Source organism: Fundicoccus culcitae (genome assembly GCF_024661895.1).
GTDB classification, from domain to species: Bacteria; Bacillota; Bacilli; order Lactobacillales; family Aerococcaceae; genus Fundicoccus_A; species Fundicoccus_A culcitae.
On the sequence record NZ_CP102453.1, the window covers coordinates 1,143,956 to 1,170,249 of the forward strand.

Consider the following 26,294-nt stretch of genomic DNA (forward strand, 5'->3'; position numbering starts at 1 on the left):
TTGCCCTTTTTCCAAAGGTAACAATCCTTAAGTAAAGATTAACATTTATTTATTATAAATGCAAACGCCTAAGGTTTTATTTAAACTTTTCTTTAGGCGATGCTAAAAACACCAAAAGCAGCTAATAAGTGCTGGGCACCGTTATGCCCACGCCTCGTTTTCTGCTTTTGGTGTTTAGTCATCCCAGTAACAACTGATTCACCCGACCTTGTACAAGCTCATACGAATAACCTGCTTGCGTCAATGCTTTTTGTCTGGCTTCACCATTAAACCACTTGCCTTGAATCACTTCTTTTGCGATTTCCTCCACCGTTAGCCTTAATGAAATTTGTTGATCAATTAAGGCTAATTTACCTGGATTAGCTTGCTCGATGGCTTGTTTTCGATTTGACATCCCTTGTAAATACCGCTGATAACCACTAGCGGCATAGTCATACTTAGCACCGCCTACTTTAAATAAGCCTTTTATACACTGGTAGAAATCCACATGGTCGGCAACCTTATAGCTATGATTGGGTCGCAATAAATAAACCCAATCCTGCAAGAAATCATTACTCGATTGATAATGAATATACTGCCCACCTTCATCTACTGGGCGACTTAAGCCAGGCGTTTTTAACACCGCCGGATGACCCTTGTAATTAGCTGACCACGTCATCCCCGCCCAATTATTATCCAAACGCCCTACTTCTGAATTCCCCCACATAGACTCATAATGCAACATCACAATCAGAAAACTGGGTAAAATCTGATAGGCTTGTGCAAGTGATACAATCACTTGAATAGTTGCTTCAGAAAGACTGACACCTTGACAAACAAGCCCTTTATCGCTTGTTGCCAATTTTGCATTCACCGATGCTTGGACGGCATCCGCATTAAAACCAGCTTCCAATAATCGTTGCCGCCTTTCCAAGCCACTTCCCCATAACCCCCGAATTACTTCCTCCACTACATCAACCAAGTTAATTACTTGTCCATAACGCGGCCTGGCATAACCCACAATACGCCCATCATCCCATTGAAAATTATTTTTAGCAACACAGCGGTTGGAATTGCCTTCAATCGTTGTGATCCGATTACCGCTCACCTCAGCCACCAAACCAATATGATCAGCAAAACCACCCCCATCCCAATCAAAACACACGATATCACCTACTACAGCTTTTGTCCGACCCTTCCAAATGCCCATTTCTTTAAATAAATATATATGCCTCTGAACGCCACATTCACGTCCAATCAACTGACTGGCACCACACTCATCACCCACAACCGTTAGAAAAGCATCACACCACGGATCGTCATACGTCATCTGATACCCCATAGGTCGTGGCGTAACGCGATTATAGCTATCAATCAACCCCCGATGCACTAAACTCCCTTGAACAACCCCAAGATATTTTTCTGCCACCGCCAATAAATATCTGGCTGATACCATTAGTCTGCCTCCTCCTTATCCTTGTAATAGTTATGACTAGAAAGTTGCATAATAGAACCTAGAAAAACAGCCAACAAATTAAGTGTTGACACATATACGTCGACTTGTTGCCATTCAAAAACATCCCCTAATTGAGCTAACAAGACCGCCAAAGCTGGCATAAAGACTAAAACTAACCATTTAGCCCTATCATACATGCGATTATTTAATTGCAAGGCGCATCATCTCCTTTATATCCCCTTTTATCTCACTCACATCCTTATGTATTTCCTGCATCGTAATTTCGATCATTTGGATTCGCCGTTCATGTTCATTCATCCGATTGAGCAGAAATTGTTGTTCTTTCTTACTGTCTTCAACCGATGTTTGCAGAATCTCTAAACGATGAACCAAGTTTTGAATCGAGGTGATTAATCCAACGATTTTGCTAATCAACCCAATCACCGCGACGATAGCCCCGGCAAACGCTCCTACTTCAATCACAGACATACCTTGCCTCCTTCCTAAAAAATCGTCCATCCAGTTCTATGACTGAATGGACGCCCACCATTAAATTAATCAACCATATAAATATCTTCGACCGTACGTCTTACATAACGTGCACCCGTTGGGGTCGCATATAAATCAAGGCCATCTTTAACGAAAATATCCGAATTAACGAGTGTATTAACTAAATTTTCAACCGTTTCACGATCTAAAGCCTCTTGAGCATTGCGGATATTTACTTTTTTGCTTGCGCCCTTAGTATCTTTGAAAAGCAATTCTAAAGTTAATGTTCCTTCCATTATATTCCTCCTTTCTATTTAATAAATCCTGCCCACTAATAAATGGCATATACTTCAACAGCAATTGTTTCAGCAATGGCATCTGTAAAAACGGACTGCAAAGCGTCTCGAACCGCAATCATCTGACTATGATCGGCTTGATTGGCTAAGTTGGGTAAGGTTAAAGCTAACTTTACTTTTTCATCCACCCCAACGGTCTTAAACTGCAGACTGCTACTAACAAACTCTTTTTCACCCGGCATCTTCATCCCTCCTTTTGCATCGATTTGTAAGATATATGACCTTACACCCTATAAAAGAAAGGTAGTGGGATTTATTTAACTAGTTTTTGAGAATATTTTTATAAGGAGATAGTTTTGCTTGAAGTTTAGCTTTACGCTTGTGGATAGCAGGAATGCTAAGATCGTAGTAATTTGCAATTTCTCTTAAGGTGAGGGAGTCATCATTTAAAAGCCAAAACAAACCTTGTTCTTCGAGGGTTAATACATTTTGCATGGAGGATATAAAAGCCAGTAGATTGACTTGACTCTGGAAAGGAGCTTCTTGAATGGAAGAGTGAATCAGTGCATCGAGGTCGATGGATGGGAGCGAAACCGTAGGCCTTTCTTTTTTTAATAAATCTAATAAATACCAGTACAAACCTTTGGAAGCATAAGCGATAAATTGATAGCGTTCATTATCGATTGGATTACCTTCAAAGCGTTCATATAACGCAATCATCTTGATGCGTAATTCTTGTGCGTAATCTTCATAAAATAAATGCGTCGAGCGAATTCCCATTCGATTCAACGTTTTATGGACAATTGGATCGAACTGCAATAAGATTGACTCTTTTTCAACTATACTCTTTCTCATGTAAACCCCCTTGTTTTTTCTTGAATTTTATAATTGATTTAAATATATTCGTTACTGGATTTATTGTCAATATCAAGAAAAACGTGATTTTTAGCCTTAAATCCCAAAAAATTGAAGGAGCTAATTAATTTTTCCTTAATTATTCGCATGAGAACAATCTTTTTTGATTTTTGAATAAATATTATCTATAATTAAAGTATCAAGTTATCATTTATTCATCTGTAAAAATGATACATGATACAATCATCAAAAAGCTTGTTAAATACCTCTAATACACCTTTTTCTCACTGTAAACTCCTAATAAGATTACCCTAAAAAGACGATAAAACTTTTCTAGTTTAGAATGATTTTAATTAACTTGACTCTTATTTTGATTTTGAATAAACTATAATTATCAAATTAAATATAGAAAGGGACTTATTTATGATACAATTTCTGCTTAAAGAGCGTGAAGGTCAATTCCTTTTGTTAGGAACGCTTTTTCTTATCTTAGGATTTGCCTTCGGCTTTAACCCATTACTTAGCCGTATTTGCTTTTATATTGCCATTTTCTTTTTAGGTTTCTTTGCAGCTAAAAATGCCATTGTCGAAACCGTTAAAGACCGTTCACCAAATGTCGATTTATTAATGATTTTAGCCGCTTTAGGAGCTGTGTTAATCAATTATGAATCAGAAGGAGCTATGCTCTTATTCATCTTTGCGGGTGCAGAAGTCCTCGAAGACTATGCGACGAATAAATCAACAAACGCTATCGAAGCCTTACTCGAACATGTACCTGATACGGCTTTGCTACTCTTAGATAACGGCGAAACTGTAAAGGTTTCAACCTCCGAATTAAAGATTGGTCAAACGGTTGTTGTTGCTAAAGGCGCCCAAGTTCCGATTGATGGTGTGATCGATCGACACACTATTATTAACGAAGCTGCTTTAACGGGTGAGTCAGTGCCAGTTGAAAAACATCCAAGCAACGAAGTCTATGCCGGTACAATTAATGAAGGTAATGCTTTTCATTTAACGGTAAATAAAACGAGTGACCAAACCGTTTTCTCTAACATTATCCGTATGGTTGAAGAAGCTCAAGGCCGCCCTTCAAAAATTGCTTCCTTTATTGATCGGATTGAATCCCGCTACGTTATTATCGTTTTGATTGCAGTACCAATATTTATTATTGCATTAATGGTATTCAATCAAATGCCATTCTCAGATGCCTTTTATCGCGGCATGGTTTTATTAACCGTTGCTAGTCCTTGTGCATTAGTTGCTTCAGCGACACCTGCTACCTTATCAGCTATCTCTAATGGAGCCAATAATGGGGTTCTCTTTAAAGGTGGAGCCGCCATGGAAGCTTTAAGTACGATGGATATTTTATTTAGTGATAAAACGGGAACCTTAACCAAAGGTGAATTCGAAGTAATCAATTATCAAATCGAAGAAGACTATTTAGCTGAAGTTATTTATATGGAACAACAATCTAGCCATCCAATTGCTGAAGCCATTACGCATTCGTTCCCTGAAGTCGATTTATCAAACGTCAACATGACAGAGCCAGTTGAAGAAGTTGCTGGGACGGGTGTTAAAAAAGGGTCTTTAATTGTAGGAAAACCTTCCTATTTTGAAAATTATGCAAACCCCAATAACTACCAACCCGATGATGGTGAAACAGTTATTTTCGTAGGTAAAGACAATACCATTATTGGTTACTTCTCTTTAGCTGATCAAATTCGTCAAGAAGCTAAACGTGCTGTTACAAACTTCAAAAATAGTGGTGTCGATGTCCAATTAATTACGGGTGACAATGAAAAAACGGCTAAAATAGTTGCCAATGAACTTGGTATAGAACATTACCATGCCAACTGTTTACCAGAAGATAAAATCAATTTTGTCATTGACTACCAAAGTAACGATCAAGTCGTTGGGATGATCGGTGATGGGATTAATGACGCCCCTGCTTTAGCCAATGCCGAAATTGGGATTGCCATGGGTTCAGGTTCATCCGTTGCCATGGAATCCGCTGATGTCGTTATCGTAAAAAATGATTTAAATAAATTGTATTACAGCTATGAGTTAAGCAATCGTCTTAACCGGATTATCAAACAAAACGTTACTTTTGCTGTTGGAGTCATTATTATCTTAATCGCCTTAAATCTTTTAGGATGGTTAGATTTACCAACTGGCGTTATTTTCCATGAAGGTTCTACTATTTTAGTTATATTGAATGGTCTCCGCTTATTAAGTAATAAAGATGAAGGTGAAAAAGTTACCCCTTCTGGTTCACCAGAACATGCCTTGAATTAATTTGTTGTCACATTTAAATAACGTTAGGAAAGAAAATAACGCTAGTCTCCACTGCTTCAAGGTGAGGATTAGCGTTATTTATTTAAAGGAGTTAGGTTTTAGTTCTCTTCCAAGTGACGATTGCTCAAGTAAATGCCTAGCAGATAAATCGCAAGGATAAAAATGAGAGTGATAAAGGCTATCGGCTGACTCAACCCGATGAGAAGTTGCCCTAAGTAAGGAATATGAAACCGATATTGGGCAATATAAGCCTCTTTGGTGACCGGCATGTCATCGGCAAATTCATTGGCATCGCCTTGGGTAACAAATCCGTCACTCGTCTCAGCCGTAATGCGGTGGGTGACGATGATGCCATTGTCTAAGAGGTAGGTAATCACATCCCCTTCCTTTAAATCTTCATATGCCGTTTGATAATCTATCAGATAATCACCCGCTGAAAATGTCGGTTGCATACTGTTACTCAAGACACTATAACCTTTCAAACCGAACAAACCGGAACTAGAAGGATTCGACATAAAATTTAATACCATTAAAAATATTAACAAAAACACGCTAATATTAAGCAAGATATTGATTAATTGTTTGATGACTTTCATTAGCTTACTCCTTTTCGACTTCCGGGCTTTCCGCTTCAACACCTACTTCAGATGGCGTTTCATCAGCTATAACATCCGCGTTTTCAGACACTGATTCAGTGGGTAATTGGCTGTCTACCGATTCAATGTTTGGATCAGCAACAGATTCCACCGGAATTGACGCGCTTTCCAAATGTTCGCTGTCAGATTCACTCGATTCACTTTCAACGTCTGACGACATGATACTTTCCTCAATCACTTCAAGCTGTTCTTCAACCGCAAAATAAACCGTTAACCACTGCGAGGCATTCGTCAGGCTATGCGTCAGTTTCAATGACATGCTAGGTTGAGCTACCGTTTGAAGACTAGCACTCGTAGCAACCCTTTGCGTTTGGGGTGTACTTGCTTCAACAACTACTTCTTCAAATGACACCGCAAAGGTGGCTTTAATATAATGATTGTTTTCATGACGAACCGCATCAATTAACTGATAACCTTTTGGTAGTTGTTCAAAGGTAAATTCAGTCAAAGGCGATAGAGCTTCTTCAAATTTAATATAAACCTCGATGGTTTGTTCTTGCGCGACCCGCATGGTTTCGACACGATTAGTTGCTACCGTTTGACTAGCTTCAACTTTTACCGGAGTCGTATAAACCGATGTATTGGCATCAAGTGGGGTAAACATTTCGGTCGGAATCGCAAAGTTACTGGTTCGAATCGAAACTAGCGGTCGCGTTAAAACAATTTGCCCGGTTAACTTTGAGCGTAAAATAACATTCCCTGTTTGATTGGCGACATTTGTTGTTTGTCGAATGGCTAATTGATTATTAGTCAAACTAGCTGTAAACGGTCCTGAAACTTCAACACTAAGATAAGTAGACAAATCTTGCGTTACTGCCGTGGCATAGGTATTCCAATTTCGCTTGGCTAAATAATACAACTGATGCACCGAATCAACTTGTGACGTTGTTATCGTTCGATTCGAAGCCAGGCTAACATAATCTGGGCCTGAATGACTAATATCCGTATTTAAAATTAACGGTCTGGCAAAATCCGCAATTTGCATCCAAGGAATATGGGTCGTCGCATCATAGCGTCCCGAAGCTAACAAGATATCGGTGGTTTGGATTAACATCGCTTCACTATCTAACCCATTCAAATTATTTTTTAAATAAATATCTACTTCAAAACCAAGATTTTTGTAATAGGTCACTTCCACACTATAATGAGCTGAAAAACTTTTGATAACATGATTAACTAGCTGCTTATCACTATAGGTAATCGTCGCATTCTCTGGTAATTTAATAAAGATCTTCCCTGGTTCAATGGTAGACAACTTCCCACTACCACCGTGGGCTTGGTTTGAACCAAATAATAAATAATTAAACACATAAAATAACTTATTCGATTCAAGTTGTTCCGCTTGGGCAAATTCAGCTTCAGTCGGCCAACCTGCCGGTGTTGAACTATCACTGTTGGCTACTAATTTAACATCCATTGTTTGTGAATCATTAAAACCATAGGTCACTTGCTGACTGCTTTCTATTTGATCGATTAAATTGGTCTGAATTAAGCCGACCGTTAAGTGATAAACTTCGTCTATGCGTATATCCATGGGATAATCCGCCTTGATGGTTAGGCTTAATTGTTCACCTGGTTCTACTATCACAGGATGCCCATTTGTTTCTAATAGATTCATTTGATTTAACTGGCTAACCGCTTGTTGATTTAAGGTCAGCTTCGAATAAAATTGGCTATTGGTAATCGCTTGGGCAGTCACTTTAAAGTATACCGCTCCCGCTAATGTGCCATTATTACGGATAACAATGGATTGTTCGTTTTTTTCCACCGAAAGATCCAGCTGACTATTAGAAATAGTCGCCAAATCTAAATAACCCGTTTCTAAGCGCACCGTTTCAGATTGAAGATTGTCATCCTTAAAAAATCCTTGCGCTTGTTTAATTGCCACTGTATTCAACACGAGAAACATCACCAAAAGACCTAATACGCGCAATTTTTTAAGCATGTCAATCCTTCTTTCAATCTAAAACCCCTAAAATAAATATCTCTTCTATTCCGGGTTTGTTGCTTTTTTACTAAGGTTTAACCGTCCCATTCGCAATTGTTTCCGTCGAATGATCAACGACATTATTTTGAATCGCTGTAATCGTGAAAGCATCTGTTAAAGTCGACATTTTCCCACCGGTTACATTACGACCACTACCAAATGTTTCATTGACAGAAGATTGAATCGGCACACCCACTCGGATAGTTACTAGAAAGCTTGTATTAGGTTGAACTTCCGTAAAGGTTTGTGTTGCATTGGCGGCGACACCATCAATCGTTGCGGTAATTTCAAAATCAGACATATTAGATAAGGTGCTATAATCAAACGTTACATCGGCAACGAGTGACCCATCATAGTTAACTTCGAAGACTTTTTCAAAGTAATCCCCTGGACGTAAGTTAGAAAAATTAGCCCCTGAAACATAATCGCCTGCAGCGACTGCCACAGTTCCCGAACCATTACGCATAACAGTATTAACATGATCATTCAGTGGCATATAACGCCATTGGTTGGTTGCATTATTATCATCTGAAAGACTTACCGTCCCAGTCGATAGGCTAATATCTCCCATGGTTGTTGAATCAGTGAAGTATGAAAAAGTTCCATAGGTTCCAACAACTAATAATAAGATGGCTAAGAGTAAAATGTGATTTTGTTGCTTTTTATTTGTTTTTTCATGGTAAATCCCTCATTTTCTTTTTCTGTTTAAAAGCACTATGTTAGGCTTATTTATAGATATCTAACGTGCATTGGATCGAATTAACGTAGCAATATTTGATGAAGTATTTACAACCTCCGATTTTGTTTGATGATACCGATTCTTAACGAAGCGATGAGAGATACATACTTTTCTATGTATTCCATTGAAATAAATGACGGTTTATTAATGAATCCCTTTAATAACCGCAAATTTCCAAAAACAACTATAACATACTCTAATAATTTAGGCAATCGTTTTGTATAGTTTTTTTAAAATTATTTTTAGTGGAGTTTTCAATGTATATCCCTATTTATCGTCTTTATTAGCAAATTTTAATATAGGCAATTTAATCCTAATTATTTAAACGATTCTATATTATTTATTAATACTTCAGACCCACACTCTGCTTCTTCCCGATTTTCCAGCTGTTTAAAATAGATCTCTTTAGTCGACTGAGGAATATTCTAATACTCACTTGAACAGATTGCAATAGCTTTCGTTAAATTTATTTCGAATTCTACATAATTTAATCTTTTCTTTAGAATTCGAAATACTTTTTAGTTAAAAATGGCTTATTCAGCGATATTTACTTAAGGTCTTTAGAACTTAAAAGAGACTGTGCGCATGTAAAAATGCATACAGTCTCTGATAGATTCATTAGCTATTCTTCAAATTTGCACGAACATCAAAAAGGGCTTTTTGCACTTTAATGATTACCTCGTTCGTAATTAGATCATCGTAAAAAATGATTTGCTTGTTTTTGATTTGCTCAATATGTACATTGGTGGCGATGATATGGTATTTGGATTGTTCCAAGTTATTTATGTCGATGGTTAAATCTTGAAAGGCTTCAACGATCACATTTTGTGAGGTGTAATAGTTAGCGAGATCACAGATCGCCTTCACATGAAAATCATCCAAATCACTGATAACTAAAATATAAATCTTCGGTTCAATTTCATTCAATTGAACCACTAGTTGATCCCAATGATTAAAAATAATATAAATCAAATAGTTTTGTAAGGTCGTGGTACATTTTGAATTATAGTGCTTCACCAAATAAATCGCAGCCTGCTCAACTTCTTGGTAAAAATCAGGATACTTTTTCTTAAGTTTATGACAAAAATTACCGATTCGATCCACCAGCAAGAAACTCGAGGTCGTATTTTGACGATCAATTAAAACCGTATTATACAGCGTAAATATATAAGCTTCTGGATTAGTTAATTCCAAGCCAAAGGTCTTTTTTAAATGGCTGACCATTGCTTCTATATCTGACAAAAGAGCCTTCACTTTGGCATCTGTTTGACTGGCTTCGACCAGTTCAGCATAATTAAAGTAATGGTTTGTATGATTAAAATTGACAAACAAATCAAAAATTTGGTCATAATCAAGGGGTTTGCCAAACGTTGTTTGAAAATACTCCGCTTGCTGCAAAAATTTAGGGTTTTTCTGTTTTTGGTCATAATACTCACGAATGGAATCATCAATATTTTCAATGTTATGACCCGCTAACCCCCGCAATAGATTGACCGCCGTCATAAGCTTCATCGATCTAAAGCTGGCAAACTTCATCGGTAAATTGTTACTCTTGGTAAAATATAAAATTAATTCTTCAAATGGCTTTTCGTCTATTGTTGGAAAAGGCCATTCCATTATACAATAGCGTTCCGTGAAGTACTGATAATAGAAAAACCGTATATCCACCTCATTGCCTTCAAAATAATAGGGCCGTCCTTTAATTTCAATATTATATTGCTTGCGCAAAAACTGATTGAACTCGGCTAATAAGCGATACATGGTCGGTTCGCTTGAATTAGTTGCTTCAGCCACTTCGTTTAAGTGATTAATTGGCTTATACAGCATGTCTTCAACCATTTTTAGCATCGGTATTTCCGCTAAAAAATATTTCATAATTTGTTGGATATCCGAATCGTTTTCTAATTCAAGTCGATATAGTTTTTGAATATTATTTATTTTTATTGTTGGGAATATCGCTTCGAGTTCTGCAATATCTTTTAAGAAAGTTTTTTCAGAACAACCAACGGCTTGCACGATAGAATCAAGCGTTACCCAATCATTTTCATCATATAAAAATTGAATTAAATCCATACGCCTAACATTCGTTCTACTCATTATCTGGCGCATAACATCCCTCCATATAATAACAGTAAAGGTTCAATATTAAGATATTTACTGTGTCAGACTTTAGGGATTATTATATCAAATTTATTATAAGAAAAAAATAATAACTTTGATTTTTAATAAATTATTTTAATTTAATCGATAGTTTATAGAGATAAATTTTATCATTAAAGTTACATTAAATTTAAATTAGCTACTTTAATCTCTATCAAGCTGTTGATCTAGCTTTACTAAATCAAGTGCATCATAGGTCCTAAAAAAGGTATATAGTTGCTGAAAGACTTTTTGGTTAGCTCCGGCTTCATCATTTTCGACTTGTAAGACTAACAGGGGTTCATGCAAACTTAAACGTAACAAGTACCAGCCGCTCCCAAAGGGCTCTGTAACATTCACACGAATCCCTTCGTGATTATCCGTTTCAATATCAAAGCCATCCGTCTTTTCAACAAACCCGGCCATATCATCAATGACTTGTTGCCCATAGGCTTTAAAGTTGTCAACCTTAATAGGAAAGCGTACTTCTTGGGTTTCAGCGGGTTGTTGCAATTCTTGAATCAAATCACTTAATTGACGGCCTTGTGACTGTAGTTTTGGCAACAACATCAAAATTTTCGCCACCACATACGCCCCATCATCGAGAAAATAATTTTCTCTAAAGGCAGCATGCCCACTGGTTTCAATGGCTAAAGGCGTCGAAATCCCAGCAGCATTTAATTCAATGGCTTTGTTAATCACGTTACGATAACCCGAAATATGTCGGTATTGCTTACCACCTAATTGATTAATAAAAGTTTTTAAATGTGAAGAAGTAGGTGAATTTGTTACAATCGTAGCCCCCTTCTCTTCCTCTAACACAATATGCGCTAGGACGGCAATTAAATTGTTCCGATTGATAACCTCGCCATTGGAAGCCACAACCGCAGCCCGGTCGACATCTGTATCAAAAATAATTCCTAGGTCTGCTTGATTATCCAAAACCGCTTGGCGAATACTTGCCATCGCTTCTTTATTATCCGGGTTAGGCACATGATTTGGAAAATTGCCATCAGGATCTAAAAATTGACTACCACGGGTATCAGCGCCTAAAACGGCTAATACTTGACTGGCAAAGAAGCCGCCCGCACCATTACCCGCATCTAATACAATCCGCATGCCGGCCAATGGTTCGCTACTGTCCGTTCCTTTTTGAATCCGTTCAACTAAATCTTGGGCATAACGCGGAATTAAAGCGATTTTGCTGACAGAACCTTTAGTTGGGGCTTCAATTGGGTTATCGGCTAGCTTTATAAGGGTATCCATATCTTCATGTTCCGCTCCACCGGTTTTCGTAAAAAATTTCAAGCCATTATACATATACGGCAAATGACTAGCGGTCACCATAATACTGCCATCGGCATCAAATTCTGCATATTGCGTTGCCATAAACATAGCCGGTGTCGTCGCCATCTCGGCATCCAAAACTTCAACACCCACTTCAATAAATGTCTCAATTAAACTGTTTTTTATTGCGGGTCCACTCAAGCGACTATCCACACCCACCGCAATCTTTAACGGACGGCGTTCAATCTGTTTTTCTTCGCTTAAAAAATGCACAAAACCATGGGCGATTTTACGGATGGCTTCCTCTGTGAGGTTAACGTCATGGTCGTCCGTTTTAATCGCAATACCGCGGATATCGGATCCGTTAATTAATTTTTCTAATGTCATTTTTATCACCTTTCGCAGAGATATTTAGTTTAAGGGGCATGGTTGTGAACTTTAACTTGAAAAACGGGCACGGGAGGTTCGGTTTTACCAATGAGAACTTGTAAAAGTAGCATCAGCCATGTGAGGGCCAGTAAAAAACAAATGATTTCAAAACCTGTCAACGTCATATAAATACCGTTGACATACAAAAGGGTAATAACGAGCAGTGTCGCACCAATTGCGTAGGAAATGATTAGAAATTCGCGCGAAATATTGGGGACAAACCATTTAATACCAACAATCATTGCGATAACCATATATACGAGCATCCCCGCGGCTTGGTTGTGATACTCGGGCATTCTACCGGGGCCATCAGCGGGGAAATAGCCCACCAGACCTAAGCTGATGGCCATGACCGTCAACAAAATGCGTAAAATAAATAAGCCTTTGTGTTTAGGGAAGTATTCGGCTAGCGTAACGAACAAGTAATCAATCAAAGCAATCAGTAAAAACGCCGCTAAAATGAGTGTTAAATTGAATTGCCAGCTATTGGCAGCATCGCCCGTCCCAAGAAACGATAAATTATCTTGCCACCATTGCGCTTCGCCATTTGTGATCATCGCAATCACGACACCCGTTAAAATCACAGATATCAAGAGTTTTATCATTAGTGAGAACGACAAAATTAGGACAAAATTCAAAGCCGAATATTGAATCACAGCGATAAAAATAAAAGCAAATAAAGTCGCTAAATAAATATCTAAATACAAACCCACGAACAACCGCCCTAAAACCCAAAAGGCAAACAGTAAAATAATGGCGACAATAATAGCGAAGGAAATCATGATAGTAGGAAAATTCCGCCAATAAATCTTTTCTAAATTAGGCTGTCGGCGTCGTTTTTGTTTGATAAAGAAGACCGCGAATGTGATTAAACCACTAATGACACCCAGGAGAATCGTCATGGAGGCGACCGAAACTGTTCCAGATAATGGAATTAAACGGTCACCACGAATAGCAAAAAAAGCATAGAAAATGATGGCGACGATGATTGAAGGAATTAAAAACAAACGCAAAGCCACGCGTTGTTCTTCTGGCTGTGTTTGATCAGCTTGTAGGATATAGGTTTTCCCACTAATTTCGAGTTGAATTTTATTTTTTTGGGCTATATCTAAGGGATATTCCGAATAGACATTTAGTTCTAATTCATGTTTAGGTTCCATGATAATACCTCCTACTAGTATACGCTTTCTAATTTGAGTATAACCTAGAAAGCCTTGGAGGGCAATTTGTAAATATTATTTGTGAAATGAATAATGGGGTTGCTTGTCGTGGGGAGGATGATGATTGGGGAGCTTTTACGGAGGCTTGAAACACTTTTTTTGGAATTAAATGCGGTGAATGATAGAATTAAAGTAGAATAATTTTAGGAGGAGCAAGAAAATGAAGGTATTATTTATAGGCGCTAATGGTAAAGTGGGACGTCAATTTGCTGATATCATGAAAGACCATCCAACAATTAATGAAAGAGCCATGATTCGCAATCCTGAACAACAAGCTTTTTTCGATGAGCGTGGGATTGAAACTGTGTTGTTGGATTTGAGTAAGGTCAGTGTTGACGATTTGGCCGCTGTTGCAGCTGGCATGGACGCAGTCATTTTCAGTGCCGGCGCTGGGGGTAAAGGCCTAGATAAAATTTTCACCGTCGACTTAGATGGCGCTGTCAAAGCAATGGAAGCTGCTGAAAAAGCTGGCGTGAAACGTTTTGTCATGGTAAGTACATTTAGAACAGGCCGCCAAGAAATGGATAAGCAAAATGATTTACGCTACTATACGATTGGCAAGCATTATGCCGACGAATGGTTGAAGACACGCACGGACTTGGATTGGACGATTGTTCACCCAGGTATCTTAACCGATGAAGCTGGCACGGGTCAGGTTAAGGTGGGGATGGGTAATGAAATTGCTGAAATTTCCCGCCAAGATGTTGCGCGCGTCCTAGTTGCTGTATTAGAGCATGATTCAACCATCGGGAAAGAATTTGAAGTCTTGGCCGGTGATGTCGCTGTGGATGAGGCCGTTCAATCGGTGTAGAGTTGCAGAAGGTTTCTGTAAATACGTTGCTAAATTTAAAACCCTAGGAATCTATTCGATTTGTACAGATTCCTAGGGTTTTTGGGTGTTTGGGTTCTTGGGTGTTAGGGGGAAGTAAGCGGGCCGGTCGTCACCTAATGATAGATTCATAATTTTAATTGGTGGCGAGGGGGGGTTTCCTGTATGACATTAAACTTGTTCATTGTCACTCAGTTGTAAGTGAGTCGTTTAAATGGACGTGGAATAAAGCTAATCGTAATTAGGAAATAAGTGATTGACCACCTACCTAAGGTGGGTCCGGAAAATTTTGATTGGTGGCGAGTAAGCGGGAAGTGAGCGGATGTTAAGTAAAGCTAATCGGTCAACAAATAACTCATTTTTGTGACCAAATAATGCTAATCGGTCATCTGCTCGAGTAGCAAAAGACAGAATAGCCTATTTTGTCCATAATCCGGGTAAAAAAGTAAGTGGTAAATCAGAAAATGTTATTATCACTCAGATATTTCCATGTGACAATAACTTAGTTGAACATTGAGAGACGGCCTATCACTTCCCGCTTACCGTGAACTGAGCGCTCACATATTCAGGCGCTTGTTGTGTGCGCGAACTGAAGCGCTCACATATTCGGATGCTTGTTGTGTGCGCGAACCGAGGCGCTCACATATTCAGGCGCTTGTTGTGTGCGCGAACTGGAGCGCTCACATATTCGGATGCTTGTTGTGTGCGCGAACCAGAGCGCTCACATATTCGGATGCTTGTTGTGTGCGCGAACTGGAGCGCTCACATATTCGAGCAATTGTTGTGTGCGCGAACGTAAGCGGGAAGTGAGCGGATGTTAAGTAAAGCTAATCGGTCAACAAATGACTGATTTCGTGACTGAGTAAAGCTAATCGGTCAACAAATAACTCATTTTTGTAACCAAATAAAGCTAATCTGTCATCTGCTCGAGTAGCAAAAGACAGATTAGCCTATTCTATCCAAAATCTGGATAAAAAAGTAAGTGGGAAATCAGAAAACGTTATTATCACTCAGATATTTCCATGTGACAATAACTTAGTTGAGCATTGAGAGACGGCCTATCACTTCCCGCTTACATGGCGAGGAGATATTTGTGATTCGCCACCTAATTTGATTGATGGCGAGGACGTATTTGTGCTTCGCCATCCAATTTGATTGATGGCGAAGAGATATAAGGGCTTCGCCACCCAATTGAGAATAAGTTGTCTAGCATGACACTGTGTCCGAAATCAACCTGTTCCTATACTTCCCACTTACCTCAACGTAAGCGGGAAGTGAGCGAACGTTAAATAAAGCTAATCGGTCACCAACTACCTAGTTTGATGACCGAATAGCCTAATTTGTAGTTTATTAAATGATCACACATTTCTCGCTTAGTTTCACGCTCACAACAACGGCTCCAATATGTGTGCGCCTATCATCACGCTCACAACAACTGCTCCAATGTGTGTGCGCTGGTACAGCAGAAGTGGGAAATGACGGTTCTTCACTTCCCACTTACTCTCATCAAGTTGAATGGCGGATGGAAACCAGGAAGTGAAAGGTGGTTATTTTTACTTAGATTTTCTGATATGACTTTAGTGGAAAAGGTCATACCAGCTTAAGTTTCATTTAGCGAGTAATCATCCTCTACACTTTTCCCTACTCATTCCCTTTCACCTTATACCGCAGCCACACCGCATCATGTTCCAAAGCTTGCACATCGATTAACTCAAACGCAATGGGTTTAATCTCCGACAAACCAGCTTTAGCGGTGAATAATGCCGGCATGTCAGGGTCTCCGTTAGCAAAAGCTCCCATCAAAATACTCACTTCATCAACCAAGCCTTCCGATAAGAAGGACCAGTTAATGACACCGCCAATCATCATGCGTTGAATATTAAATAACTCTGCTAATTTCCGTAAAGCCAAAGGCTTGTCAATCGCATTTTCCCCCGCAATAATATAGGAGATATTTAGTTGACGTAAAAAAGCTTTATAGGCGTTTGACACTTGATCGGTCAGGATTTCAATCACATGGGCATGGACCTTGCCGTAAAAGACGTCATTGGTTTCCCAACCCAATCGACCCCATGGATCCATCGAAATGTAATACATCGTCGCATCGTCAACCGCCACAAAATCACCTTCTGGCACTGGGGCAGCCTTTTCATTCACCGCCGGTGTACGATAGTGGGTAATGTTATCATCGGTCGAGGTCCGGCCGTTTAAATACCCATCAATATCAAAAACTTGCTGGTCAGGATATAAAGCCAAGGCTTGATACAACTCGCTGGTTCCTGTGAAACGCGGCACATCAACCGAATTAATTTTGCCATCTAAAGTCATTAAAGTATGGATTAATACATAAGGTTTCATTTAACACACAGCCCTTTCTTCTTTTAATAAATATCCCTGTAATATAAGGGATATTTATTGGGGTTAAACGGATTGTTTTGAAGCGCGAATAATCATGTCGCTAATCGTCACTTCGGCCGGGGTGTCGATGGCGTAAACAACGGCTTTAGCAATGTCTTGCGGTTTGATGCCGATTTCTTTTTGCATCTTATAAATCATTTGCGAATCTTCGGCATCGTTGATAGTTTGGTAAAGTTCGGTGTCTGTCGTTCCGGGCGAGATGATGGTTGACTTGATATTATTATCCTTTTGTTCTTGACGCAAACCTTCCATAATGGCACGCACCGCAAATTTCGTCCCGCAATAAACGGCTGAATTGGGATAGACCACATGACCTGCCACCGAGTCCGTCGCGATAATGTGACCCGATTGCTGTTCGACCATGGTTGGTAAAACGGCAGCGATACCGTGTAAAACCCCCATAATATTGGTGTCTAACATTTGTTGCCATTCATCAAGTTTGCGGTCAACCAGGGGCGCTGTTGGCATAATACCCGCATTGTTGAATAAAACATCAACGCGACCAAAGCGCTCTTTAGCTAGTTGAACAAGGTCTTCAAGATCTTCAAACTTGGTAACGTCGGTTTGTTGATAAACAACGTTAGCATCGGGGTATTTATTGGCGAGGTCGGCTAATTTATCCACACGTCTTGCCCCTAAAACAAGACGAGCGCCTTTTTCAATTAATAATTCAGCAGTCGCTGCTCCAATTCCACTGGAAGCACCTGTAATAATAACAACTTTATCGTTTAATTCCATTTATTTTTCCTCCACTGTAAGGTTTTTAATAACTCTGGCCGGGATACCACCGACGACCGAATAAGGTGGGACATCCTTATTGACGACACAACCAGCCGCAACGACCGACCCTTTGCCAATGGTTACACCTTTCAGAATCGTTGCATTGGCCCCAATCCACACATCCTCTTCAATGACAATAGGCGCCGGATGTAAATTCCCTCGTTTTGAGGGCTCAAGGTCATGGTCCAGAGTGGCTAACACAACTTGGTGCCCAATCAGAGCATTATTGCCAATTTTGATGCCACCTTGATCTTGCATATGCACACTGGCATTAATAAAAACATTTTCACCAAATTGAATGTTTTTACCAAAATCCATATAAAACGGTTGTCGAATTCGTGTGGACTCAGGGATGCTATAACCTAATATCCTCTCAACTTTTGCGCGCATTTCCTCATCGGTATGATAGCTGTTGTTCATTTCGGCTAATCGTTCTTGTGTTTGGATACTAACGGACTGCATCGTCGCTTCAAATTCATTACCGGCAATCAGTGCTTTTCCTGCATTGAGATGTTCTAATAATTCTTCTAACAAATCATCGCCTCCTTGTGATACTTTTATTGTAAAGGATGCGACGTATTATTTGAAATGGTTATATTGAATACATTATAATGACTAAAAGGAATAATACAAAAGAGGTGTTTTGATGGATACACGACTATTACGTTATTTTTTAGCCATTGCCCAAGAAGGAAACATGACCCGCGCCGCTCAAATCCTCCACGTGACACAGCCAACCCTTTCAAAACAAATCAATAAGCTGGAAGAAATTGTTGACGCAGAGTTATTTATTCGCTCGAGCCGCCAAATGACCTTAACCGAAGCCGGCCTGCAATTGCGCGATCGCGCCAAAGAAATTGTCGAGCTGACCGACAAAACCATTGCCGATTTGCGCCAAGACAAGCAAGAAATGAACGGGAAAGTCATTTTTGGATGTGCTGAAACCCAAGGCTTTCGCCAGTTGATCAAAACCTTTAGCCGTTTGAAGGCGACTCACCCCAAAATCACCTACGAAATCAACAGTGGTAACGCCATTGACATGCTCGCCCGCCTGGATAAAGGCCTGCTGGATTTTGTGCTCGTCGTTGGCAGCCCCAACCTCGAAAAATACCACACCCTTCAACTGAACTATACCGACCAATGGGGCATTTTACTCCGAAAAGACGACCCCTTAAATAAATATCACAGCATCACGCCCGAGATTTTGCGTGACCTCCCCTTAATCGTCTCTCAGCAAGCCTACTCTGCCAACGAGTTGTCCGGTTGGTTAGGGGACGACTTTGAAAATTGCGATGTTGTCGCTTCGTATAACCTAATTAACAACGCCGCCTTAATGGCCGCCGAAGGCTTTGGTTACGTCATGACACTCGCCAACATTGTTAACACAACGGGTGATAGCGATGTCGCTTTCTTACCCTTGAAACCAAACTTGCCCGCCAACTTATATCTAGTTTGGAAGAAAAACGCCTACCTCTCCCCCGCAGCCGAATTGTATTTGAAGACATTCCGTGAGATGGTGGGTTAGTGGTGTCGGGGGGTGGGGGGTTAGGAGGCTGGCCGTTGTCATTTAACACGCCTTTTAGCACAAATAATAAGTTTAAAGGCAATAAAGCGGGAAGTGAAGGCTCACTTCCCGCTTACTTTTGCTAAATATCTTTGGTAAAGGAAGATTGTATTGTTTTTTTGGGATCGCTTTAACTTCTGGGGGGTTAGAAGTACAAGTGTTTTCGCATCGCTTTAACTTCTGAGGACTTAGAAGTTAAAGTGTTTCTACATCGCTTTAACTTCTGAGGAGTTAGAAGTTAAAGTGTTTCTACATCGCTTTAACTTCTGAGGACTTAGAAGTACAAGTGTTTTCGCATCGCTTTAACTTCTGGGGGGTTAGAAGTTAAAGTGTTTCTACATCGCTTTAACTTCTGAGGGCCCAGAAGTACAAGTGCTTCCGCATCGATTTAACTTCTGGGGGGTTAGAAGTTAAAGTGTTTCTACATCGCTTTAACTTCTGAGGAGTTAGAAGTACCAGTGTTTCCGCATCGCTTTAACTTCTGGGGGGTTAGAAGTACAAGTGTTTCCGCATCGCTTTAACTTCTGAGGAGTTAGAAGTACCAGTGTTTCCGCATCGCTTTAACTTCTGGGGGGTTAGAAGTACAAGTGTTTCTACATCGCTTTAACTTCTGGGGGGTTAGAAGTTAAAGTGTTTGTACATCGCTTTAACTTCTGGGTAGTTAGAAGTACAAGTGTTTTCGCATCGCTTTAACTTCTGAAGAGTTAGAAGTACAAGTGTTGCCGCATCACTTTAACTTCTGAGGAGTTAGAAGTACATGTGTTGCCGCATCGCTTTAACTTCTAGGTAGTCAGAAGTACAAGTGCTTCCGCATCGCTTTAACTTCTGAGGAGTTAGAAGTACATGTGTACATTTTAAACTCAAACTATACTAATAGCCAATGCTGTATCCTTGCATACCTAGAAAGCTGAATGTCCAACCAAATACATATTGCTTACACACCGACAGGTCTGAGTCTGGGTGTGCAACCTAACTCAATTTGACTGCTACTTTAAGTAAATGTGAAGTGAACAGCTATTGAATACCTGAGGATAGAAAACAATTCTTATAGAGTTCAGTCATTTAGAACTCCATTTAACCTCTTTTCTTATCTGCTCACCTCATTTACCGTAAGCGGAAGTAAATGACCGGTGATTTGATAAGTCGTATCTTACAGTTTGATTTGCCGGCTTTCGATTTCTACTGAAAGCCGGCAACTGATATTGGCGGACGTCGATTGGTAAAGAAAGCCAGCAAGTGGGTTGAGCAAATGGAAGAGTGAATGACGAGCCCCCAATCCCCCGCCAAACAGCGTTTCATTTGGCGTTCACCCGTTAATCCCCCGCCAAACAGCGACTCATTTGGCGTTCGTCCCCGAACCCCCCGCCAAACAGCGACTCATTTGGCGTTCGCCCCGGTGGCAAGGAAGAACATAAGCTTCGCTGCCGTCAGCAGGAAGTGATAAGCCGTCTTTCAATGCTCATCTAAGCTATTGTCACAAGGAAATATCTGAGTGACAATAACGTTTTCTCATTTACCACTTACTTTTTGATCCAGATTTTGGACAGAGCAGAATAGGCTATTCTGTCTTTTCCTACTTGAAAAGACGACAGATTAGCTTTATTCAGTCACGAAAATGTGTCATTTGATGACCCATTAGCATTACTTAACGTCCGCTCACTTCCCGCTTACCATTTACCCGACTCATAAATCATTCACACAACAAAAAACCCCTGCGGCTTTCTCGCAAAAAGAAAGCCGCAGGGGTTCATAAATTAATTATTAGTTATTAGTTTTCTTGGGTGTTGTCAGTTTCAGTCTGGGTGTCAGTTTCTTTGTCAGTATTGTTTAAACGTTGACGAGTTCCAAAACCTAACATTCTACGTGGTGGTAAATCGAATAAGCTGTTGAAACGATCATTAAAGCGTTGGTGCATATCATTAAATTGATTCAACATACTATTATATTGTTCTTCATTTTCTTCAGTAACATCTACCCAACCGGTATCTTGACCATTAATGTTCATACGCATTTTGCGTGTCACGCGAGGTGTTGAACTACCGTTTTGAATATCAGCATTGGTAGCAGAAGCTACTTTATATTCAGCAATATCTTTATCCTCTAATGCATTAACATCTACTTGGAAAGATGCTCCATGTTTTTTCAAATATTCTAGACGATCCTTGTCCGTTAAATTGGCATATTCGACAATTTCCTCTTCATTCAAATGAGCCACTAATTGACCTTTTCCAAACTTTTCACTATTGACCTCAGCCTTTACAGTATAAGTGTTCATCATAAAAATCATCCCTTTAAAATTATCACCCTCATCGGGCTACATATATATAATAAACCATTAGTCAGAGAATGTCAAACCTTTTTTTGACTATTTTTGACTTTTATTTTATTTTCTCAATAAATACCTCTTTTGAAACACAAAAACAGCCTCTCTAACATAAAGAGGCTGCGATATTTATTCGTGTATTAATTTATATAAAATTTCATCTTGTTCAACAAGGGTTTCTTCAACCACTGTCATCTGATATTTATTGGCAATATTAGCAATGACTTTTGGAACGTCATTATTCTCATTGGGCATCATTAGAACATATAGTTGTTCCTTATCAACAGTATCCGGCAAATTAGTCAAACTATTGGTGATGATCGAAGGATAGATTTGATCAAAATAAGCCAAATCGTCGACCTCACGGGCGACTTTCCAATATTCATCCCCTAAAACCATGATGGCTTGGTCCTGACTATCTTCAACCAAGGATACTAAAGGCGGTTTATATAGAAATAAATACTCCGGCAAGGTCGTCATTAAACTATAGATTGAACCTGTCGCTAAGAGAAGCATCACACAGGAAGTTACTATTTTCTGATTCCTAATTAACCCGCGTAACCCGTAATACAGAATCACAACTAGACTTGCCACCAATATCGGATAAACTGAATAAATATAGCGCGGTGTCTGATAGTGCGATAATTGTTGAACCAAAAAAACGTAAGTAACTGCTGGAAAAGCTACAAGTACTAAGGAAGTCAAAAGACTGTGATATTTATTTTTATGAATAAATATCAGTAAAAAAGCACTTAAAATAATGGCAAAGAGCAGAACATACCGTAGGCGGATGTCTAAAAACAAATCGTGTTTGATAAAAACGACAAAGAGATTTTGGCGCGTGAGCTCAAGATTCTCCGCATTTTCAAGCACTTCAGTGCCACGGTTGGAATCAAAAAGATGCGTGAAAACGGCTGGAAAGGTCGCAAAAGCTGCTAAGACACCTGCTACGGCACTCATACCATAGGCAAACAAATCTTTGAATCGTTTTTGGAATAAGAAAATAAGACAGACGGTGGCTACCAGGAGAAAGGCGTAAACATAAAAATAATAATGTGTTAATCCGCCTAAATAAACTAATAGCGCAACACCCAGTAAAGCCCACTTTATATTTACCGATTTGTTCAAAAAATTAACTAATAAGTACAATAACGCTAATTGCCACAAAGTCACTAATTGGTACATCCTAATAAAAACAGCGCTCGAAAGTGCGCCTACACTCAAAGCCCAAAAAGCTGATCCAGCAAGGGATATCCACGGTTTTTTAGTTATCGTTTTTAATAGAAAGTATAAAAGCACGAAAATTAATATGTGCAAAACACCATTAATGGATAACCCAATCCATTTTGTAAATACACCAGGGAAGATTGACGAAACCGTATGAACAATAAAATAATACAAGGGAGGATGAACATCCTGCACTTGATTATAATAGACCGAATCATAAGCAAAGCGTGTTTCAATCGTCGGGCTCAAGTAATTCAAGTAATAGGATCCATCAAGCCATTGGTTATGGTCAAAGGGCATCGGTTGGTAATAAGAATTGGACAACCCATAAGTATAAAGTTCGTCAATATGATAGCCTTGTTTTAAATTAAAATAATAGAATAGTGTGGCGACGATTATGATAATAGTTCCTACAAAAGCTATTGGGAACCATCGTTTTGCGTGCATAAATATCCTTCTTTCAAGTAAAGTCTATTTATTATACACCTTTTTTGGGGGGATGGGTGTGGAAATAACCTAAAAAGCAACCCGCTAAGGAGCTGCTTTTCCCAAAAATTAAGCTTTTCTATATGGATTTTCTACTTCTGTAATTGCATGAACCTCGTCTACGGATAAGCCTTTTATCTCTTCAGATGTCACATACTTAGTAATGGGTTCAAATGTGCCATCCCAATAAGCCATGTCAAAAGCTGGAATAAATTGAGTCCGACCATCTTTCATTCTGGCTGCAATATCTTCTTTAACAGCTTGGAAATCTTCCGTTTCAAAGTCCCAAATAACCAAATATTGGTATTTATGCGGTTCTGATCCTAATTGGATATCTGATAATTTATAGTAGCGGCCACCTACATACCCAGGGATTCTTAATAAATCATGGAAATGTTGACCTACATACCAATCGATATACTCTTCTTCTTGACCTTCAGTGGGGTTACTTAATACCAACATGGAATATTTTTTCTTTTCTGCCATTTTTTACATTCTCCTTTATTTTCAATATCACTTTAAAAGCATTGTTATATGTTTAATGCTCTAATATTCTTTTCTGCAGGTGCATCTCTGACTTCATCGTAGGTTAGATAAGAAACATACACGCCTACAAAAGTTGTAATTGCCATCAAGTAAACTGACCAAGGTAACCCAAATGGCCATTGTATGTCTACAAACAACGGTAATAGCATACCTATAATATTACCTACTAAAGCAATAATCGCTGCAGCTAACATACCTGTTTTATTGGCTTTTTTCCATATTAATCCAATTAGAATTAGTGGAATATAGAGTGTCATAAACGTTGCCCAGCCTAATGAACCTAGAAGAGCAACCGTGTCACTACTAAACGCAGCTAATAGAATTGAAGCAACCCCAACGAATACAATCGCAACTCTCGATACTTTGATTTGTTTCTTTTCATCAAATTTAAAACCTAAGCATTGGAGTACATCTTTTGATAGTGCAGAAGCACCAATGGAAAGATACATACTTGCTGACGAGATAATCGCTGCTACCGCTGCTGTATACAAGAGAACTTGAATGAAGAATCCTAATTCTTCTCCTAAAACCCAAGTTGCGGTACTTGGATCAGCTAAAGGATCAATCCGACCTGACAGAACGAAAATAATGACTAGCCAACCCATTGCAATACCAAAGAACGATACAATCGCTTGCGTAACACCCGTTTGGATAGCTAATTTAGGCAAATCACGCGGATTTTTCAAAGCAAACATACGTGTAAGGATAGCCGGCTGACATACAGTACCTAACCATGCTAATAAGAAGTAGTTCATAGAAGCAGCGGGTGTTGCTGTCCCAAATGCACTAAACATAATAGGTTCAAAGGTATGCGTCACACCATTTGATCCGGTTACTGTATTATTCTCTGCAACCAGATTAGATAATTCGGCGAAACCACCTTGACCAAAGAATATTCCAATGATAATCGCTCCAACCACAACCATAATCGCTCCTTGGAACGCTTGCGAAACAATACCAGCTGACTCACCACCAATTGCCACATATAAAATTACAACACCAAACATAATGACTGAACCTGTCAATGTATCCCAACCAAACATATAGGTGAAAAGCGAAGCTCCCGCGGAAATTTGTGCAGCTAAATATGCGAAACAACCTAAGAAAAGTACAAGCGATGCGACTAATCGAAGCGACGTACTCTTATATCTCGCTTGGATTAAATCACCTAATGTAGCTATATCATTCACTTCAGCTAAAGCACGTACTTTTTTCCCAATAAAGATATACGATAAGGCAAAGGCTCCGGCCATTAAGGCGTTAGAAGTCATATAGTTTCCACTAGTATAAATATTCGCTGGAAAACCAACAATCATCCATCCAGAAGCAACTGCTGCTGTACCCGATAAAGCAACCATCAAGGGGCCAAAACTTTTCGAACTACCTAAAAAGCCTGATGAAGTATCATCATTTTTTGATTTAATCCCCACTAAAAAAGATAAAGCTAGCAAGAGAATAACTGATCCTAAAATAATAAAATTTTCCATTCTAATTATCCTCCTCTATTGTTTCAGATGTTTGACTTTGACTATCAGCATCATTATTTAATGAAGCCGCATAGTCAACAAAATCATTCCATTTCTTCTCTGGTAACCAAGTATCTTTAAAAATGTAAAGAAATCCTCCTAGATAAACTAGATTTCCAATCCAACAAATAGCATAGAAATAAAATGCTGAAGGATGCATCCCCATTATGGTAAAGCTAGGAATATTATTACCAAAATAATAATAGTAGTAGATCATTCCCGTAATAGCTACAAACATTAAAATGCCCCAACCCACTACAAAAATCCAACTCAGTTTTTTATTAATTTTTTCACCTTCGGCTAACCCTAAAATAACATTAATCATTCCGTGAATGATTGTTAAATACATGCCAACAAAGCCTAAATCCATATAGACAAATACAATCATAGCAATCCATAAAACAGGTAGAAACAGTACTAATTTGTCTTTAAGAGAGTTAGAAATATGATATACACTCTTATCGTTATCCAAAAAAATAACCTCCTTTATATGTCTTCTTGCCGAAAGAAATTAATTGACAATAATTACTGGCGTTTTATATAAACTCTCGCGTTAACAACCTCCTTCATAAAAAGTTGACCTACAAGATATAAAGCAATCATCCTAAAGTAAATTCAATGCGAAAATGGTAAGAACCGTTTTGATTTATTGATGGTAGCGATATTTATTTAAAAATCATTCTTTATATTTTTGTACGGCAAATGTCATCTTATCAATCAATGATTACGGTTTCATTATAGTGATAAATACATAAAAGTAATATGCTA

At 39.0% G+C, this 26,294-nt stretch carries 23 protein-coding genes; 3 read left to right on the forward strand and 20 right to left on the reverse strand.

Annotated features, from left to right (window positions below; translation table 11 throughout):
- Positions 1-178 precede the first annotated feature (178 nt).
- The 6 genes from NRE15_RS05260 to NRE15_RS05285 form a co-directional block, all read right to left on the reverse strand.
- Complete coding sequence (locus tag NRE15_RS05260) at positions 179-1,435, reverse strand: glucosaminidase domain-containing protein (RefSeq protein WP_313794548.1); 1,257 nt, start codon at positions 1,433-1,435, stop codon at positions 179-181.
- Positions 1,435-1,650, reverse strand: a complete 216-nt coding sequence (locus NRE15_RS05265; RefSeq protein WP_313794549.1) for a phage holin — start codon at positions 1,648-1,650, stop codon at positions 1,435-1,437. Before NRE15_RS05265 ends, NRE15_RS05260 begins: the two co-directional genes overlap by 1 nt.
- The gene (locus tag NRE15_RS05270) at positions 1,637-1,924 is read right to left on the reverse strand and encodes a hypothetical protein (RefSeq protein ID WP_313794550.1); all 288 of its coding nucleotides are present in this window, start codon (positions 1,922-1,924) and stop codon (positions 1,637-1,639) included. Before NRE15_RS05270 ends, NRE15_RS05265 begins: the two co-directional genes overlap by 14 nt.
- A 65-nt stretch (positions 1,925-1,989) precedes the next feature.
- A complete protein-coding gene (locus tag NRE15_RS05275; protein ID WP_313794551.1) occupies positions 1,990-2,220 on the reverse strand; it encodes a DUF2922 domain-containing protein in 231 nt (76 codons plus the stop codon).
- 35 nt (positions 2,221-2,255) lie between these two features.
- Positions 2,256-2,462 carry a hypothetical protein gene (locus tag NRE15_RS05280; protein ID WP_313794552.1) on the reverse strand — a complete coding sequence of 69 codons (207 nt, stop codon included), beginning with the start codon at positions 2,460-2,462 and terminating at the stop codon, positions 2,256-2,258.
- A 79-nt stretch (positions 2,463-2,541) separates the two neighbouring features.
- Positions 2,542-3,075, reverse strand: coding sequence for a sigma-70 family RNA polymerase sigma factor (locus NRE15_RS05285; RefSeq protein ID WP_313794553.1), 534 nt, complete (start codon positions 3,073-3,075; stop codon positions 2,542-2,544).
- Positions 3,076-3,498: 423 nt separating this feature from the next.
- Between NRE15_RS05285 and NRE15_RS05290 the strand changes: the two genes are divergently transcribed.
- On the forward strand, positions 3,499-5,370 hold the full coding sequence (locus tag NRE15_RS05290) for a heavy metal translocating P-type ATPase (RefSeq protein ID WP_313794554.1): 1,872 nt from the start codon (positions 3,499-3,501) through the stop codon (positions 5,368-5,370).
- Between the two features lie 98 nt (positions 5,371-5,468).
- Here NRE15_RS05290 and NRE15_RS05295 read toward each other — a convergent pair whose 3' ends face one another.
- The 6 genes from NRE15_RS05295 to NRE15_RS05320 all read right to left on the reverse strand — a co-directional run bounded on the left by NRE15_RS05295 (position 5,469) and on the right by NRE15_RS05320 (position 13,767).
- Positions 5,469-5,966 (reverse strand): signal peptidase I, encoded by a 498-nt coding sequence (locus NRE15_RS05295; RefSeq protein ID WP_313794555.1) that lies wholly within the window; start codon positions 5,964-5,966, stop codon positions 5,469-5,471.
- Positions 5,967-5,970: 4 nt separating this feature from the next.
- Complete coding sequence (locus NRE15_RS05300) at positions 5,971-7,971, reverse strand: hypothetical protein (RefSeq protein WP_313794556.1); 2,001 nt, start codon at positions 7,969-7,971, stop codon at positions 5,971-5,973.
- 70 nt (positions 7,972-8,041) lie between these two features.
- On the reverse strand, positions 8,042-8,584 hold the full coding sequence (locus NRE15_RS05305) for a hypothetical protein (RefSeq protein ID WP_313794557.1): 543 nt from the start codon (positions 8,582-8,584) through the stop codon (positions 8,042-8,044).
- A gap of 786 nt (positions 8,585-9,370) precedes the next feature.
- Positions 9,371-10,861 (reverse strand): M protein trans-acting positive regulator PRD domain-containing protein, encoded by a 1,491-nt coding sequence (locus tag NRE15_RS05310; RefSeq protein ID WP_313794558.1) that lies wholly within the window; start codon positions 10,859-10,861, stop codon positions 9,371-9,373.
- A gap of 195 nt (positions 10,862-11,056) precedes the next feature.
- On the reverse strand, positions 11,057-12,565 hold the full coding sequence (locus NRE15_RS05315; protein WP_313794559.1) for a phosphohexomutase domain-containing protein: 1,509 nt from the start codon (positions 12,563-12,565) through the stop codon (positions 11,057-11,059).
- Positions 12,566-12,594: 29 nt separating this feature from the next.
- Positions 12,595-13,767, reverse strand: coding sequence for a DUF998 domain-containing protein (locus NRE15_RS05320; RefSeq protein ID WP_313794560.1), 1,173 nt, complete (start codon positions 13,765-13,767; stop codon positions 12,595-12,597).
- 220 nt (positions 13,768-13,987) lie between these two features.
- Between NRE15_RS05320 and NRE15_RS05325 the strand changes: the two genes are divergently transcribed.
- A complete protein-coding gene (locus NRE15_RS05325; protein WP_313794561.1) occupies positions 13,988-14,638 on the forward strand; it encodes an SDR family oxidoreductase in 651 nt (216 codons plus the stop codon).
- Between the two features lie 1,659 nt (positions 14,639-16,297).
- On the opposite strand, the gene NRE15_RS05330 is transcribed toward NRE15_RS05325, so the two are convergent.
- The 3 genes from NRE15_RS05330 to NRE15_RS05340 form a co-directional block, all read right to left on the reverse strand.
- Positions 16,298-17,014: a RibD family protein gene (locus NRE15_RS05330; protein ID WP_313794562.1), complete on the reverse strand. Its 717-nt coding sequence runs from the start codon at positions 17,012-17,014 to the stop codon at positions 16,298-16,300.
- Between the two features lie 63 nt (positions 17,015-17,077).
- Positions 17,078-17,812 carry an SDR family oxidoreductase gene (locus tag NRE15_RS05335; protein ID WP_313794563.1) on the reverse strand — a complete coding sequence of 245 codons (735 nt, stop codon included), beginning with the start codon at positions 17,810-17,812 and terminating at the stop codon, positions 17,078-17,080.
- Positions 17,813-18,388 carry a DapH/DapD/GlmU-related protein gene (locus NRE15_RS05340; protein WP_313794564.1) on the reverse strand — a complete coding sequence of 192 codons (576 nt, stop codon included), beginning with the start codon at positions 18,386-18,388 and terminating at the stop codon, positions 17,813-17,815. It lies immediately after the preceding gene.
- A gap of 112 nt (positions 18,389-18,500) precedes the next feature.
- On the opposite strand from NRE15_RS05340, the gene NRE15_RS05345 reads away from it, so the two are divergent.
- Complete coding sequence (locus tag NRE15_RS05345) at positions 18,501-19,379, forward strand: LysR family transcriptional regulator (protein WP_313794565.1); 879 nt, start codon at positions 18,501-18,503, stop codon at positions 19,377-19,379.
- A gap of 1,807 nt (positions 19,380-21,186) precedes the next feature.
- Here the strand turns inward: NRE15_RS05345 and NRE15_RS05350 are convergent.
- From NRE15_RS05350 to NRE15_RS05370, 5 genes are all read right to left on the reverse strand, one after another.
- Entirely contained in the window at positions 21,187-21,696 is a 510-nt protein-coding gene (locus NRE15_RS05350; protein WP_313794566.1) for a hypothetical protein, read from the reverse strand.
- A 174-nt stretch (positions 21,697-21,870) separates the two neighbouring features.
- Complete coding sequence (locus NRE15_RS05355) at positions 21,871-23,415, reverse strand: glycosyltransferase family 39 protein (protein ID WP_313794567.1); 1,545 nt, start codon at positions 23,413-23,415, stop codon at positions 21,871-21,873.
- Between the two features lie 108 nt (positions 23,416-23,523).
- Complete coding sequence (locus tag NRE15_RS05360; protein ID WP_313794568.1) at positions 23,524-23,940, reverse strand: hypothetical protein; 417 nt, start codon at positions 23,938-23,940, stop codon at positions 23,524-23,526.
- A 44-nt stretch (positions 23,941-23,984) separates the two neighbouring features.
- A complete protein-coding gene (locus tag NRE15_RS05365) occupies positions 23,985-25,487 on the reverse strand; it encodes a sodium:solute symporter family transporter (protein ID WP_313794569.1) in 1,503 nt (500 codons plus the stop codon).
- A 1-nt stretch (position 25,488) separates the two neighbouring features.
- Complete coding sequence (locus NRE15_RS05370; RefSeq protein WP_313794570.1) at positions 25,489-25,998, reverse strand: hypothetical protein; 510 nt, start codon at positions 25,996-25,998, stop codon at positions 25,489-25,491.
- Positions 25,999-26,294 lie beyond the last annotated feature (296 nt).